The following is a 15,136-nucleotide window of genomic DNA, read 5'->3' on the forward strand; positions in this document are numbered from 1 at the left end:
ATTTTCATTACTCAGAACGGTTGTTTCGAATATAATTCGTACAAAATTGATGAAAAAATAAGGATGTAACAGTTATTGTCTATAAAATTAAAAGTCCCGAGACTTATAATGTCTCGGGGTTTTTTTTATCTATTTCTAAATGTGTACTAAAAGGCTATGAAGTACATGCGTTTTTTATAGTCGGCTCTAAAGTATTTATATATATGTGTAACTATTTAGAAGTAGTTTGCAGTGATACCACCATCTACGTTAATATTTGCACCGTTTGTCCAGTCTGATTCATCTGATGCCAAGTATAACGCACAGTTTACAATATCTTCTGGTTTCCCGAAGCGGCCAGTTGGTTGTCTGTTTAATCTAGTGTTTTTAGCTTCTTCATCTGAGACTAACCACTCCATTAGTAATGGTGTTTCGATTGGTCCAGGACTTATTGCGTTAGTTCTAATACCTTTAGGTCTAAATTGAATAGCTAAAGATTTAGTTAAAGAAACAACAGCGCCTTTTGATGCAGTATAGGCATCTTGTGGTACAGAACAACCCATTTCGGCGACAAATGATGCAATATTAATAATAGAACCAGAATTATGTTTTTCCATTTCAGGAATTACATATTTTGTCATAAAGAAAATTCCTTTAACATTGATATTCATGACTAAGTCCCAAACATCTTCACTTGTATTTACTACAGAATTATCTGCTTCAGGCATAACACCTGCATTATTGTATAGTACATCAATTTTTCCATAAGATTGAACAGTCTCTGCAACTGCCTTTTTAACATTCTCTTCGTTTGCAATATCTACTTTGAACAATGAGGCTTCGCCACCATTGTCCTTAATTATTTGCACAGTTTCAAGACCAGCTTCTTCATCTCTTTCAAAGACTGCAACTTTAGCACCTTCTTTGGCAAAGGTTTGTGCTGCAATTTTTCCCATACCGCCACCTGCGCCGGTAATAATACATACTTTATCTTTTAGTCTCATAAATTGTTCCTCCTTATAATAATAGTTCTGAATGATATTAGCTCTGTTCAAAATAACGTGAACGTTCCCAAGTCGTGACGTAAGAATCGAAATCATTTTGCTCTGATTGCGCAGCTTCTAAATAGTGATTTGCGACATCTTCACCTAATACTTCTGTGACAACTTCACTATTTTTCCATTGCAAGATAGCTTCATGTAATGATGATGGAATTCGCGTAATACTATCTTGTTCGTAGGCATTACCAACCAATTCTTCACTTAAAGGAATTTTGTTATCGATACCATATAGTCCAGCCCCTATAAGTGCGGAATATGCTAAGTAAGGGTTCATATCTGCACCTGAAATACGAGATTCAAAGCGTAATGAATTGCCATCACCAACTACGCGGTAACCTGCTGAGCGATTATCTCTGCTCCATGCGATGCTAACAGGTGCCCAAGAGTTTGGTGCGAAACGTTTATATGAATTGACGTAAGGTGCAAACATTAAGGCAAAATCTTTAGTATATTTTAAAATGCCAGCTAAGAAATGTTGCATAGTTTCAGATTTAGGTTCTTCGGCGTCATCACCAGCATAGAAGGCGTTCGTTTTTGTTCCTTTTTCCATCATGCTCAGATGTATATGACCACTCGATCCAGTCCACTCTTCGTATGGTTTGGCCATAAAGGTTACGGATTTATCATTTTGTATACAAATTTCTTTCATTCCATGTTTGAACATGATGTGTTGATCGGCTGCATTTAAAGCATCAGAATATTTTAAATTGATTTCATGCTGTCCTTTGTAGGCTTCACCTTTTGAAGATTCGACAGTAATTCCCATAAGGTGCATTTGGTGTCGTATTTCTTGATAAATAGGCTCGTTTTTACTTCCTTGTAGTAAATTGTAATCTTCATTTAAATGTCCAGCAGCTTCCAAATTGTTGTAACCTTGTTTTGAAATTTCTTCGAAAGAATTATTGAATAAGTAGAATTCTAATTCACTAGCCATATGTGGTGATAAACCATGTGATTCAGCTTTTTTGATTTGATGCTTTAATATATTTCTCGGTGCAATACAAATAGGTTCACTACCGTCTACGGAGTAGACATCACAAAAGACCATGGCAGTTTTTTCTAACCACGGCACAACTTTTAACGTATCTAAATCAGGTACTGCTAAATAGTCGCCGTAGCCCTTATTCCAATTCATAAATTCAAAGTTTTCATTTGTATCCATTTCGAAATTTGTACCTAGTAAGTAGTTACAAAAATGTGTCCCATCTGAAATATCATTTTCTAAAATAAAGTCTCCTGTAATTCGCTTACCCATGAGTCTTCCTTGCATATCACAAAATCCCATGATTATAGTGTCAATTTCATCTGATTTGACTAATTCAATTAATTTATCTTTTGTTATATTTCCAGTTACTCTATTTTTGTTTTGCATGTGTGACATCCCCTTAGCTATTTTATTTAAGTAAAGATAGTGAAATATATTTTAATTCTAGGAAGCCATCTAGACCGAAGTGACTGCCTTCGCGTCCTATCCCGCTTTCTTTAATACCGCCAAATGGTGCTTGAGGTACACTTAATTGAGTTCCGTTAACGCCAATCATTCCAAACTCTAATTGTTCGCTAATTTGATATACTGTATTGATATTATTAGAGAAAAAGTAAGCAGCTAGTCCATAAGGTGAGGCGTTTGCTATTTCTATTGCTTCTTTAGTAGATTCAAAAGTAATAATTGGTGCTACTGGTCCAAAGATTTCTTCTTGAGCAATCGACATAGTTGGCGTGACATCAGTTATAACTGTAGGTTGATAAAAAAGTTCAGAGCCTGCTATATCAGCTTTGTGCCCACCTGTTTGAATAGTTGCACCATTTTCCTGGGATTCTGCTACTAATTTTTCAACTTTTTCAATGGCTTGTTGGTTAATTAATGGACCAACTTGTGCACCGGATTCATTGCCAGGAGCTACTTTTAGCTTATTAACTCTACTAATGATTTTTTGGGTAATCTCTAATTCGATATCTTTGTGTACGAGTATGACGTTAATTCCATTACACATTTGACCACTATTCTCAAATTTATTATCGACTATAGCATCAGCTGCGTTATCTAAATTGGCGTCAGGTAATACGATTGCAGGTGCGTTACCACCAAGTTCTAGAGATATACGTTTTATGTGTTTGGAAGCTTCACTCATTAAGGTTTTTCCAATTTTAGTAGAACCAGTGAAAGACATTTTTTTAACACGTTTATCGCTAAATAGTTTGTCAGATATTAATGAAGAGCTACCTGTAACAATATTAGCAACGCCCTTATCGATGCCAGTAGCTATTAGTTCTTCAAAAATAGCAATGGCAATTCTAGGTGTTTCACTAGAGGGTTTCACAATAACTGTACATCCTGCAGCTAGTGCTGGCGCAACTTTACGTGCAACCATTGCACCTGGGAAGTTCCAAGGTGTAATTAGGCCACAAACACCTACGGGTTGTTTAATTACAGAAATACGTTGATTTTCAGATGATGGTGGAATGATTTCTCCATATATACGTTTACCTTCTTCGGCAAACCAACGGATGAATTTAGCACATACACCGATCTCACCAAATGCTTCGTTATATGGTTTGCCTTGTTCTTCACTCATAATAGTTGCAAGTTCTTCTTGTTTATTAAGCAAGTTCACTGCCCACTTTTCTAAAAATGCTTGTCTAGTTTCAGCTGTATAATTAGACCAACTTTCAAAAGCGTTAGCAGCGCTATCAATTGCTTTTTGAACGATCGGACCATCTACACTAGGAACTTCTCCAATAGTTTTACCACTTGCAGGATTGACAACTGATAAAGTTTTTTCAGTTTGAATTTGCTCACCATTTATCCAATTGTAATTTAAATTTCGTGTCATAAAATCGCCCCTTAACATGTAAAAAGGCGCTTATATACACAATCAACGAGATTGAGATATAAGCGCCTTTGCTTAATTTATATTTACTTGTGAAAATTCAAAATAATATTACTTGCTTCTTTTATATATTGATATAAACAAAGATTACTAAAATTTTTAAATCTTGTCAATATTCAGATAATATATTATACTTTTTCACAATTAAAGACAGGGGGTATGGTCAATGCAAGATACATTAGATTTACTAGAACATTTGATTCAATTTGATAGCTCTAGTCAGCATACTGCAAACGAAACAATAGACTATTGTGCGGAATGGTTACAAAAAGAAGGTTTGGCGTCAGAAATAATAATAAATAATGGTTATAAGATGCTCATTTGTAACGTAGGAGAAGGAAATAAAAAACTCGTTTTAAATGGTCATGTTGATGTTGTTAGTGGTAATAAAAAACAATTTACACCACAAATTGAAGACGGCAAGATTTATGGGCGGGGGTCAGCAGATATGAAAGCAGGAGTCGCTTCATTTATGGTAGCGATGCGAGATTTGAAGAATATTGACTTAGGAGATGTTTGTGTTCAGCTTCAATTAGTAACTGATGAAGAAATTGGAGGATATAACTGCGCTTCATATTTAACGGATCAAGGTTATTTAGGTGATTTTGTAATTTGTGCTGAACCAACACAAATAGGGATTGGCTTTCAAGCTAAAGGTATTTTGCAATTTGATATTCAATTTAAAGGAAAATCAGCTCATGGTAGTAGGCCATGGGAAGGGGAAAATGCAATTGCTAAAGCAATGGAAGTTTATCATAAGATACTTAATTTACCCTTTGCTAAAGAGTCTACAGATATATTTGAGGCACCTTCAATTAACCTTGCCAAAATTAAAGGTGGCGAAGTATACAATAAAGTTCCAGATGAATGTTTGATTTCATTTGATATTCGTTATTTACCTAATCAAGATAAAGAAGATATTTTAGCGCAAATTAAAGAGATTACTGATGGTGAAATCTCTTTGAATTTGACTGGCCCAAGCGTTAAAAATGAAATCAGCAATCCTTATATCCAAAAATTGGTTCAACATATAAAGATAGTTGAAAACAAAGAGCATGTTGATGTGTTCGGTCAACATGGTTTTGCAGACACAAGATATTTTTCAAGGTATGATGTCCCTGCTATTGAATTCGGTCCATCAGGAGGAGAATGGCATGGTGATGGCGAGTATGCAGTTATTGAATCTTTAGAGACATATAAAGATATTATTATTTCATTTAGTAAGGATTTTGCGCATTAGGAAAAGAATAACTCATTCATCATGAGGGTAAAGTCTTACTGTAACGAAAATTAATTATAACCTTGGAAATATAAGCAATTCAATTCCAATAATAAATGAGGAGATCTAATGAATAGAATTAATTTAATCACGTTAGGTGTTAAAGATTTGAAAGCATCACTCCAGTTTTATAAAAATATTGGCTTTAAAACAACCGCCGAGGTAACAGATGATAATTTAGCAATCGTGTTTTTTAATAATGACGGTACAAAATTAGAAATTTTTCCTGTTGAAGAATTAGCAAAAGATATAAATGCAGATAGTCCTCCTAAAATAACTACGGGTGGTTTTATAGGTATTACTTTAGCTTACAACGCCAAATCTAAAGAGGAAGTCGATTTAATTTTAGAACAAGTCGAGACATTTGGCGCAACAGTTGTTAAATCACCTCAAGATTTAGATTGGGGTGGTTATGGGGGCTATTTTACAGATATCAATGGTTATTATTGGGAAGTTGCATATGGTGATATGTGGGAATTTGATGAACAAAATATGTTGATTATTCCTGATTAAATTTATGAGATTCGGCAACACAATTATTGAGGATCGACAATATATAACAGTCATAAGCGGAAGAAAAATAACTAATGATTAGGTGATTTAATATGGATGTAAGATTTCCAATCGGTAAATTAGACATACCTGAAAATGTAACATTAGATGACGTTCAAAAATGGCTAGCAGAAATCGACAATTATACACGGCGTTTAAGAGATGTAGTTGGAAATATCACAGAAGAAGAATTAAATAAAACGTATCGTGATGGAAGTTGGAATGTACGTCAATTAGTCCACCATATTGCGGACTCACAACTCAATATGTATCAAAGATTGAAATTAGCATTAACAGATAATAATCCAATCGTCCCACCATTCAATCAAGAGGAATGGGTAGAATTAGAAGATAGTTTAGCTCCCATCGAATATTCTCTGCAAATATTAGATGGGATTAATGCTCGCATTGTAGCATTAGGGAATCGTATTGATAAAGATCAATTAGAACGTAAATTCACGCTTAAAGATAATGGCGAAATCACAGTTGCTACAAAATTAGCTAAATTGGCATGGCATGAAAACCATCATTTAGCACATATTGAAATTGCATTATCAAGATAAGTATCACTTTCAATTTCAGGCTAATCATCGGTGGATTAATTATTAACTAGTATATATATTGTTACATTTAGCACGAAAAAGCGCTACGGAATCAATTAACTAAGTTGATTCCGTAGCTTTTTTGTGTGCATTTGTTTAAACACGATTAGGTAAGTAGTTGTTACTTAATTGATTAGAACTATAGATGTTTATGATGTTATTTAAATCTTAATTGAAATTTTCGCTATATTTAAGACTGAGTTAAGAAACATTAATAATTAGTTAATGTTAAATGTTTTATTTCCGCCGTATTATAAAAATATGAAAAAAATAAATTGAAAGTAGGTATATATTATGAACATAAAAACATTATTTGTTTCAGGCACGGTAGCGACATCATTATTACTAGGAGCATGTAATAATATGGACAGTAAGAAAGAAGATATGAAAGAAGAAACAAAATCCGAGTCAAAAATGGATAACAAAGACATGAGTGAAAGTAAAAGTATGAAAGAAGGTATATTTAAAGGAGAAAATAAAGAAAAAGTAGAAGGTAAGGCGATGATTCATGATAATAAATTGATGTTAAAAGATTTTAAATCATCTAAAGGTCCAGATTTACATGTATATCTCACTAAAGATGGCAATATTAAAAAAGGAAAGAAAATAGATAAAGTTGATTATGATAAATCAGAGCAAACGTTTGATTTGAAAGGCATAAATACCGATGAATATAACACCGTAACAATCTACTGCGACAAAGCTCATGTAATCTTTGGTTCAGCAGAACTAAAATAATAACCAATTAGCACGTGGATTGGCTTCTAGATTATAGGTTAGGTCAATCCACACTATATTATCAAGGAGTGGATTAATGAGATGATATCGAAAATTATATTGCTGATTATTCGATTAGGAGCTGGTTTTTATATGCTATTTCAAGGCTATGAAAAAATAACAGGTGGTTTTGCGATAGATGGTTTAGTATCAGTAATTAAAGAAAACCAGGATTCCCCAGCTTGGTTTAAATTTTTCTTTGAAGCAGTTGTGGCGAATCATCTAGAAATATTTAAATGGATGGTGCAACTTGGAGAAATTGCTATAGGACTTAGTTTGATTCTTGGTGTGCTTTCTTATACAGCAAGCTTTTTTGGTGTTTTTATAATGTTAAATTACATTCTTGCAGATATGATTTTCACATACCCAATTCAATTGTTTTTCTTTATAATTATATTAATGAATAAAGAGATAATAAATTCAATAAGCTTAAATCATTTTATAAAAAGAAAACAATTAAGGAATGATGAAAATGCCCCACATACTTATAGCGGATGATGAAAAAGATATTAGAGAAATCTGTAAAACCTATTTTGAATTTGAGGGTTATCAAGTAACCCTTGCCGAAAATGGTAAAGAAGCACTTGGATTCTTAGATGAATCTATAGATTTAATGGTGTTAGACATCATGATGCCTGAAGTAGATGGTTATGATGTGGTCAAAGAAATGAAAGCAAAGCAATTAGATATTCCATACATTTATTTAACGGCTAAAACAAGTGAATCAGACACAATTTTTGGGTTAATGTTAGGCGCAGATGATTATGTAAAAAAACCGTTTAGCCCAAGAGAACTAGTGATACGAGCGAAAAATTTGTTAGATAGAGTAGCAAAGAAACCTAAAAAACATGAAGTTATCAGTTGTGGTAATCTTAAATTGAATAATATTACTAAAACAGTAGAAATTAACGGTGAAGCTGTACCATTTCGTATTAAAGAGTTTGAGTTACTTTGGTATTTTGTGACGCATGAAGATGAAGCTATTTCAAAAACTTCATTAATAGAAGAAGTTTGGGGTTATGAATTTTACGAAGATGTCAATTCACTTAATGTCCACGTTCATCGTATTAGAGAGAAATTGGAAAGTAATCATTTTAATGAATATACAATTTCGACAGTTTGGGGACTTGGTTATAAGTTTCAAAGAGGTGTTTAAATGACGATTCGTAAGCAATTAATTTATTCATTTATGGGATCATTATTTATAACGACACTTTTAGTTTTTATATTATACAAATTAATGTGGTTCGATGTTCATCAAACTATATTACTTACACTTTGTTCTTTTGTATCAAGCATGATGACAATGGCTATCGCGATATTTTTCTCTGTTCCAACGATTCATAAAATTGAGAGATTAAATGATCGCACTGACCAAATTGCTAAAGGGAATTATAAAGTAGAAGATTTAAATATCCAATCACCGAAAGAATTAAAAGAATTAAGTGATGCCTTTAACCAAATGACTATAAGAATCGATAACCAAATGAATCAAATTAAAGCAGAACAAGATGAAAAATTATATATGGTTCAGAATTTAGCGCATGACTTAAAAACACCGTTAGCTAGTATTAAGTCATATTCAGAAGGGCTTAATGATGGCATGATTTATACTGAATTAGCTAAGCAAGATGCTTATCAAGTGCTTATTAGACAAGCAGACCGTTTAAATCAAATGTTTGATGATTTAACAGATGTCATGTCTGTAAACAATAAGCGTTCTGATACGCGAATAAATATTGATCAATTATTGATGCCTATTTTAGAATCATATCAACAATGTTTGAAAAAGGACAAGAGACAATTAGAAGTTAATATTCCACTTAATATAAAGCCTTTCTATCAAGATAAGATCGCATTAGAACGAATTGTTACGAATTTTATAGATAATGCATTAAAATTTTCAGATGCTGATAAAGTAGTGACAATTACAGTCTTTGAAGATGAACGTAATATGTTAGGAATTTCAGTAAAAGATGGAGGCATAGGTATAAAAGAAGTACATTTAAGATATATTTTTGATAGAACTTATAGAGTAGATAACTCTAGAAATAAAGAAACTGGTGGATCTGGGTTAGGATTATATATTGCGTCGACACTAGCTAAACAAATAGGTGGTGAAATTTCTGTTGATAGCACGTTTGGAGAAGGTACGACGATGACAGTGTATTTCCCGAGAAATTAAACGGTTTGATTCATATGATTATTGTGAAAAGGTATGCTGTTTGGACAATCTAAACAACGTACCTTTTATTAAGTTTGTTTAAATTTAAATCAATATTTAGTAGAAAAAGAACAAAGTTTTCGCACTAATTACATTAATATTACAAAGATATGAATTGATAGATAAACTATATAGACTTTCATGACAGTTTTAAAAAAGGGTTTTGTGATAAAAATAACTAGATTGTATGTAATTAGGATGTAAAAAAGACGTCGCTTATTTTAATTTCATTGTAACCTACAAGAGTTTTATGGATGTTATAGTACTATTTGTGAATTAATTGAAGCAGTAAATTATCTTTGTGTTTTAGATAATTGAAATTCAATAACAATTTTAAAATAAAAACGAAAATTATCTTCTGGGAGGATTATTAATAATGAAAAAAACAGTAGTAGCATCAACATTAGCAGTAGGATTAGGTGTAACAGGTTTCGCAGCAGGAAATTCAGCAGACGCTTCAGAGCAAGGTGTAGATAAAGCACAATTAGCTCAACAAGCGCAAACTAATCCAGAATCATTAAACGAAGCGCCAGTACAAGAAGGTGCTTATAACATTAACTTTAACCATAATAATTTAAACTATAGCTTCCAATCAGATGGCCAATATTGGACTTGGAGCTACGGACAAGGTAATGCTTCAGCAGAGCAACCAGCGCAAACTGAACAACCAGCACAAACAGAGCAAGCACAACCACAACAAACAGAGCAAGCACAACCACAACAAACAGAGCAAGCATCAACTGAGCAACCAGCTCAACAAGCAGCTCCACAAACTGAACAAACTCAACAACCACAACAAGAAACAACTACACAAGCTTCAACTACTTCAAATGAATCAAGTTCAAGTGAAGCTTCAAAAGGTTCATCAGGCGTGAACGCACACTTACAACAAATCGCGCAACGTGAATCAGGCGGCGATATTCATGCTACAAACCCATCATCAGGTGCTTCAGGTAAGTTCCAATTCTTACAAAGTACATGGGATTCAGTAGCACCAGCTGAATATCAAGGTCAACCAGCTGCTAATGCACCAGAAGCAGTACAAGACGCTGCAGCTCAAAAATTATATGATGAAGTTGGCCCTTCACAATGGGTTACTGCATAATATAATTGAAATTCAAATTTTAACTATATAAATTTTAAGAGGTTAGACATTAATAAATGTTCTGACCTCTTATTTTTTTATGTTTAGTTAATGGATTGCTATTGATAACTTTTATTTGAATATTAATGAATGATTTAATTTTCAACATACAGAAAGAGATTATTTTATGGTTTGTTATTTTTTAAATATAGTAAAAATCATAAAAAAATTAATGTATAAATGAGTTTTATAATTAGGTATAATGAAATATTCTATCCATAATTATATTCCAAGTTGCTTTACCTTAAATCTATGGAAAATAAAACTTATATATGTTTAATTTTCACACTAATTACAACTGTATTACACAATACCGAAGTGTATTTATACACCTTGGTGCCTCCATGAAAGTTTTTCACCACTAGTATAACTATAGTTATCATACTTTTTAACGTAATGACGATGTAAAAAATCAATTGTTTTTTTAACTTGGCTGTAACCTACGAGCTTTTTGTGGGTGTTATAGTAGTAATTACAAATTAGTTGTAAAAAGTAAACATTTCAATTTGTTGGAATTGCAATCTAATTTTTAAATCTAAAATATGGAAATTATCTCTTAGGAGGATTATTAATAATGAAAAAAACAGTAATTGCATCAACATTAGCAGTAGGATTAGGTGTTACAGGATTAGCAACAGGAAATTCAGCGGATGCATCAGAACAAAATATTGATCAAGCAAATTTAGCACAACAAGCTCAAAATAATCCAGAACAATTAAATGAATCAGCATTACAGGACGGTTCATATAACTATAACTTTAATCAAGACGGAGTAAACTACAACTTTACTTCAGATGGTGAAAACTTTAGCTGGAGCTATGGTGAAGGATCAGGAGAAGGTTCAACTAGCTCATCAGCACAAAATACAGATAACAGTGGACAACAAAGCGGACAAGCAACACAAACTGAACAAGCTTCAAGTGAACAATCTGAACAAGCACAACAATCAAATCAACAACCACAACAAGAGTCAGCTCAACAACCACAACAAGAAACAACTACACAATCTTCAGCTAGCTCAAACGAATCAAGCTCAAATGAAGCTTCAGAAGGTTCATCAGGTGTGAACGCACACTTACAACAAATTGCACAACGTGAATCTGGCGGCGATATTCATGCTACAAACCCATCATCAGGAGCTTCAGGTAAGTTCCAATTCTTACAAAGCACATGGGATTCAGTAGCACCAGCTGAATATCAAGGTCAACCAGCTGGTAATGCACCAGAAGATGTACAAGACGCTGCAGCACAAAAATTATATGATGAAGTTGGCCCTTCACAATGGGTAACTGCATAATATAGATATTCAGTATCAAAAATATTATAAACTTTAATAATAAGATAACGGTTGGGGCATATATATGTCTCAGCCGTTATTTTTTATTTTGACAATTTCTTTAAACTCAATAAATTATCGATATAAATATGGGTATACATAAAATAATACAACTTGTAGTTTTAATGAAAATTTTAAAGGATAAACAAATTTGTGGAATATAGATTGGGGTAATTAGTATGAGAAAACTTGTAGTGTTCTTGCACAGTTCTTTGGACGGTTTTGTTGAAGGTTCTCAAGGTGCCATGGATATTGGATGGATTGCTTACAATCATGAATTGGAAGATTTTGCTAATGAAGTGTTGCAAACTGCAGACACAATTGTTTGGGGACGAAAAACATATGAAATGATGCATGATTATTGGCCAACAGTACCATCAAATGAAAATGCTTCTAAACATGAACTTAACCACGCGAAATGGATTGAAAATGTTGAAAAAGTCGTATTTTCAAAAGCTTTGAATAATGTCGATTGGCATAACTCACGATTAGTTAAAAAGAATGTTAAAGATGAAATCATTCATATGAAGCAACAAGAAGGTAAAGATATTGTAGTATTGGGAAGCCCTCGGTTCGCACATTATTTGATGCAATTAGATGTAGTGGATGAATATAAAATTACTGTTTCACCTACACTGATTGGTAAAGGATTACCATTATTTCAAAATATACACAAACAAGTAGATTTGAAATTAATTGATAGCAAAACATTTGAATCGGGTGCGCTAGGACTTATTTATCAAAAAAAATAAAGAGTAACAGAAAGTAGAGGTTGGTTAAGTAACCGACCTCTATTTTTGAATAGTACCTTATCATCATTCGTTGTGAAAGGCTTGTTCTAATGTTGCAATATCGAACTTCTTCATTTTTAAAAACGCTTCTGTAACACGTTTGATTTGTTCAGGTGTTCCTTTACTAATCATTTCATCCATTTGTTTAGGCGCAATTTGCCATGAAAGCCCAAATTTATCTTTAATCCATCCACATTGTTCAGCTTCGGGAACGGCAGAAAGTTTATCCCAATAAGCATCAATCTCTGCTTGGTCTTCTACAGTGATTAGCAGAGAGATGCCTTCATTGAATTGAAAGTCATATTTATATGCGCTATCCATGCAAGTGAACCATTGATCTTCGAGTTTGAATGTTGCATATGCTAATTGAGATGTACTATTAGGTTCTAACCCCTTTGGATAATAAAATTTATCCCCTTGTTCGCTTTGCTTAAATACATTGGTGTAAAAAGTCATTGCTTCTTCAGCGCTTCCGCTATTTTCGTTCATAAACATGATTGAGGGTGTTATACGATGTTCAAATTCTTGACCAGTAACGAGTAATTGCCAAGAAACATCAAATTGGTCCTGAACCCAACCATATTTTTCACTAAAATCATATTGAGCTAAAGGCATAATAGCTCTACCATTTTCTATTAATTTTTGATAAATATTTTCTAATAAATCTGTCTCAGATTGTTTAAATAATACTGTAAAAGAAATTGAAGGATTCTTTACAAAATAAGGTCCAGCGTTAATTGCCATAAAACGGAATCCATAAATGTCGAAAACGAGCTGATTAGTTTCTCCAGAAGGGGTACCTTTCAGCGTGACCTCTGTAATAAGATTTGTTTCTGGAAATATATTTTTATAAAAGTCAAAGGCTTTTTCTGCTTCGGTATCAAACCATAAATGTGGCACTATTTTTTGGTGAGTCATGACTTCATCTCCCGTTTTTTAATTTAATACATGTTATATACCCGTTTTACATAGATTGAAGAAATAATGATGGGATAATTAATTTATAATAAAAAAAGCTGAGACATTTGTATGTCTCAGCTTTAAATATGATTTTAGAAATATCGACTAAGTTGAAATACATTTACAGTTAGTCTGTCAGTACAATCGATATTTTAATATGTGCTTAATACGTTTATTGATTTACTAATTCTTTGAAATTTTCTAAGCGATTAGCTTTTTCTTCGTCACTAATATCATGTTTTTTTACGTAACGATTATTTTCATGAGTTGCACATTCATGAGAGCAAGCACCTAAGTAACGTGCTTCATTCTCTTCTGACACGAGAATTTGTTTATTACACTCAGGATTGCTACAGTTGATATAACGTTCACATGGCGTACCATCAAACCACTCTTTACCTACAACTGTCTTATCTACATGGTTCACTTCTACACTGATACGTTCATCAAAAACATACATTTTACCGTCCCAAAATTCACCTTTTGTTTCTGGATCTTTACCATAAGTAGCTATGCCACCTTCAAGTTGGCCCACATTTTCGAAGCCTTCTTTTAATAAATAACCTGAGAATTTTTCGCAACGAATACCGCCAGTACAGTAGGTTACAATTTTCTTATCCATAAATTGATCTTTGTTTTCTTTAATCCAATCAGGTAAATCTCTGAATCTGGTAATATCAGGACGAACTGCACCACGGAAATGACCAAGGTCATATTCATAATCATTTCTCGCGTCAATAACGATTGTATCGTCGTCTAGTAATGCTTCTCTAAATTCTTTTGGAGATAAATAATCACCAGTTAATTCTCTTGGATTTACATCGTCTTCAAGGTCTAAAGCTACGATTTCTTGTCTTGGGCGAACATGCATTTTCTTGAAAGCATGTCCTTCTGCTTCATCAACTTTAAAAGTAATATCTTGAAATCTTTCATCAGACTTTAATGCATCCATATATTTATCGGTAGCTTCAATCGTACCTGAGACTGTACCATTAATGCCTTCTGTCGATACTAAAATACGACCTTTAAGCTCTAGTTCTTTACAAAATTCTAAATGTTCTGTGGCAAAAGTTTCGGGGTCTTCAATAGTTGTATAATTATAATACAATAATACTCTGTAATCCATAATACTATTCTCCTCTAATTGATTTTTATAGTTATTCATTTATATTAATGTTAGGTTATAGTGGTTCGCGTAAAAAGTATGCATCACATTTTATTTAATATAAGAACAGTTTATACTTTGAATAAAAGCACAAAATTCTCCTTATTACATTGTAACAAAAAAGGGATAATATTCAATTTATAAATTTGGCTAAATTAAATATTTTGATTAATGGTTAATAGACTGACAGTATTATTTAATTAAAATATGTTAAATACAAATATTAGCTGAAATTAATAACTCTTCCGCTGCTATTTGTAAAAATTTTGTTTTTAAATTATATAATATTAGTTGATTTTACTTTTCACAAAATGACAAGCCTACTATAAATAGAAGTTATTGAGATATCTTGTGAGAATTACTATACTTTATTAA

General features: G+C 32.7%; 15 protein-coding genes. 10 read left to right on the top strand and 5 right to left on the bottom strand.

Annotated features, from left to right (window positions below; genetic code table 11):
* Positions 1-215 precede the first annotated feature (215 nt).
* Genes ACW5YJ_RS02280 through ACW5YJ_RS02290 form a run of 3 tightly spaced genes read right to left on the bottom strand, consistent with a single transcriptional unit; the run spans position 216 to position 3,874 of the window.
* Entirely contained in the window at positions 216-983 is a 768-nt protein-coding gene (locus ACW5YJ_RS02280) for an SDR family NAD(P)-dependent oxidoreductase (protein WP_135092785.1), read from the bottom strand.
* Positions 984-1,020: 37 nt separating this feature from the next.
* A complete protein-coding gene (locus tag ACW5YJ_RS02285; RefSeq protein WP_017724010.1) occupies positions 1,021-2,412 on the bottom strand; it encodes a glutamine synthetase family protein in 1,392 nt (463 codons plus the stop codon).
* A 22-nt stretch (positions 2,413-2,434) separates the two neighbouring features.
* Positions 2,435-3,874, bottom strand: a complete 1,440-nt coding sequence (locus ACW5YJ_RS02290; RefSeq protein WP_153672147.1) for an NAD-dependent succinate-semialdehyde dehydrogenase — start codon at positions 3,872-3,874, stop codon at positions 2,435-2,437.
* Positions 3,875-4,097: 223 nt separating this feature from the next.
* Here ACW5YJ_RS02290 and ACW5YJ_RS02295 point away from each other — a divergent pair, with 223 nt between their 5' ends.
* The 10 genes from ACW5YJ_RS02295 (at position 4,098) to ACW5YJ_RS02340 (ending at position 12,597) form a co-directional block, all read left to right on the top strand.
* A complete protein-coding gene (locus tag ACW5YJ_RS02295; RefSeq protein ID WP_017724008.1) occupies positions 4,098-5,171 on the top strand; it encodes a M20 family metallopeptidase in 1,074 nt (357 codons plus the stop codon).
* A 108-nt stretch (positions 5,172-5,279) separates the two neighbouring features.
* Complete coding sequence (locus ACW5YJ_RS02300; RefSeq protein ID WP_017724007.1) at positions 5,280-5,723, top strand: VOC family protein; 444 nt, start codon at positions 5,280-5,282, stop codon at positions 5,721-5,723.
* A 92-nt stretch (positions 5,724-5,815) separates the two neighbouring features.
* Positions 5,816-6,325: a YfiT family bacillithiol transferase gene (locus ACW5YJ_RS02305; protein WP_119603873.1), complete on the top strand. Its 510-nt coding sequence runs from the start codon at positions 5,816-5,818 to the stop codon at positions 6,323-6,325.
* A 333-nt stretch (positions 6,326-6,658) separates the two neighbouring features.
* Complete coding sequence (locus tag ACW5YJ_RS02310; RefSeq protein ID WP_119603872.1) at positions 6,659-7,102, top strand: DM13 domain-containing protein; 444 nt, start codon at positions 6,659-6,661, stop codon at positions 7,100-7,102.
* Positions 7,103-7,186: 84 nt separating this feature from the next.
* Complete coding sequence (locus ACW5YJ_RS02315) at positions 7,187-7,639, top strand: DoxX family protein (RefSeq protein ID WP_230454291.1); 453 nt, start codon at positions 7,187-7,189, stop codon at positions 7,637-7,639.
* Positions 7,614-8,297, top strand: coding sequence for a response regulator transcription factor (locus ACW5YJ_RS02320; RefSeq protein ID WP_119603871.1), 684 nt, complete (start codon positions 7,614-7,616; stop codon positions 8,295-8,297). Before ACW5YJ_RS02315 ends, ACW5YJ_RS02320 begins: the two co-directional genes overlap by 26 nt.
* Positions 8,298-9,326, top strand: coding sequence for a sensor histidine kinase (locus ACW5YJ_RS02325; protein ID WP_153672148.1), 1,029 nt, complete (start codon positions 8,298-8,300; stop codon positions 9,324-9,326).
* A 415-nt stretch (positions 9,327-9,741) separates the two neighbouring features.
* Positions 9,742-10,470, top strand: coding sequence for a transglycosylase family protein (locus tag ACW5YJ_RS02330; protein WP_457338436.1), 729 nt, complete (start codon positions 9,742-9,744; stop codon positions 10,468-10,470).
* Between the two features lie 613 nt (positions 10,471-11,083).
* A complete protein-coding gene (locus ACW5YJ_RS02335; RefSeq protein ID WP_017724001.1) occupies positions 11,084-11,806 on the top strand; it encodes a transglycosylase family protein in 723 nt (240 codons plus the stop codon).
* A 218-nt stretch (positions 11,807-12,024) separates the two neighbouring features.
* Complete coding sequence (locus tag ACW5YJ_RS02340) at positions 12,025-12,597, top strand: dihydrofolate reductase family protein (protein ID WP_017724000.1); 573 nt, start codon at positions 12,025-12,027, stop codon at positions 12,595-12,597.
* A 63-nt stretch (positions 12,598-12,660) separates the two neighbouring features.
* On the opposite strand, the gene ACW5YJ_RS02345 is transcribed toward ACW5YJ_RS02340, so the two are convergent.
* Both ACW5YJ_RS02345 and trhO read right to left on the bottom strand, forming a co-directional pair.
* Positions 12,661-13,554, bottom strand: a complete 894-nt coding sequence (locus ACW5YJ_RS02345; RefSeq protein ID WP_107552477.1) for a VOC family protein — start codon at positions 13,552-13,554, stop codon at positions 12,661-12,663.
* A gap of 214 nt (positions 13,555-13,768) precedes the next feature.
* Positions 13,769-14,722 carry an oxygen-dependent tRNA uridine(34) hydroxylase TrhO gene (gene trhO / locus ACW5YJ_RS02350; RefSeq protein WP_107552479.1) on the bottom strand — a complete coding sequence of 318 codons (954 nt, stop codon included), beginning with the start codon at positions 14,720-14,722 and terminating at the stop codon, positions 13,769-13,771.
* Positions 14,723-15,136: the final 414 nt, after the last annotated feature.

This window comes from Staphylococcus sp. mip270_02, from assembly GCF_054031535.1.

Bases quoted from the DNA above. Each gene is read 5' to 3' on its own strand.
- ACW5YJ_RS02280 (WP_135092785.1), bottom strand. From the start codon at position 983: ATGAGACTAAAAGATAAAGTATGTATTATTACCGGCGCAGGTGGCGGT.
- ACW5YJ_RS02285 (WP_017724010.1), bottom strand. From the start codon at position 2,412: ATGCAAAACAAAAATAGAGTAACTGGAAATATAACAAAAGATAAATTA.
- ACW5YJ_RS02290 (WP_153672147.1), bottom strand. From the start codon at position 3,874: ATGACACGAAATTTAAATTACAATTGGATAAATGGTGAGCAAATTCAA.
- ACW5YJ_RS02295 (WP_017724008.1), top strand. From the start codon at position 4,098: ATGCAAGATACATTAGATTTACTAGAACATTTGATTCAATTTGATAGC.
- ACW5YJ_RS02300 (WP_017724007.1), top strand. From the start codon at position 5,280: ATGAATAGAATTAATTTAATCACGTTAGGTGTTAAAGATTTGAAAGCA.
- ACW5YJ_RS02305 (WP_119603873.1), top strand. From the start codon at position 5,816: ATGGATGTAAGATTTCCAATCGGTAAATTAGACATACCTGAAAATGTA.
- ACW5YJ_RS02310 (WP_119603872.1), top strand. From the start codon at position 6,659: ATGAACATAAAAACATTATTTGTTTCAGGCACGGTAGCGACATCATTA.
- ACW5YJ_RS02320 (WP_119603871.1), top strand. From the start codon at position 7,614: ATGCCCCACATACTTATAGCGGATGATGAAAAAGATATTAGAGAAATC.
- ACW5YJ_RS02325 (WP_153672148.1), top strand. From the start codon at position 8,298: ATGACGATTCGTAAGCAATTAATTTATTCATTTATGGGATCATTATTT.
- ACW5YJ_RS02330 (WP_457338436.1), top strand. From the start codon at position 9,742: ATGAAAAAAACAGTAGTAGCATCAACATTAGCAGTAGGATTAGGTGTA.
- ACW5YJ_RS02335 (WP_017724001.1), top strand. From the start codon at position 11,084: ATGAAAAAAACAGTAATTGCATCAACATTAGCAGTAGGATTAGGTGTT.
- ACW5YJ_RS02340 (WP_017724000.1), top strand. From the start codon at position 12,025: ATGAGAAAACTTGTAGTGTTCTTGCACAGTTCTTTGGACGGTTTTGTT.
- ACW5YJ_RS02345 (WP_107552477.1), bottom strand. From the start codon at position 13,554: ATGACTCACCAAAAAATAGTGCCACATTTATGGTTTGATACCGAAGCA.
- trhO (WP_107552479.1), bottom strand. From the start codon at position 14,722: ATGGATTACAGAGTATTATTGTATTATAATTATACAACTATTGAAGAC.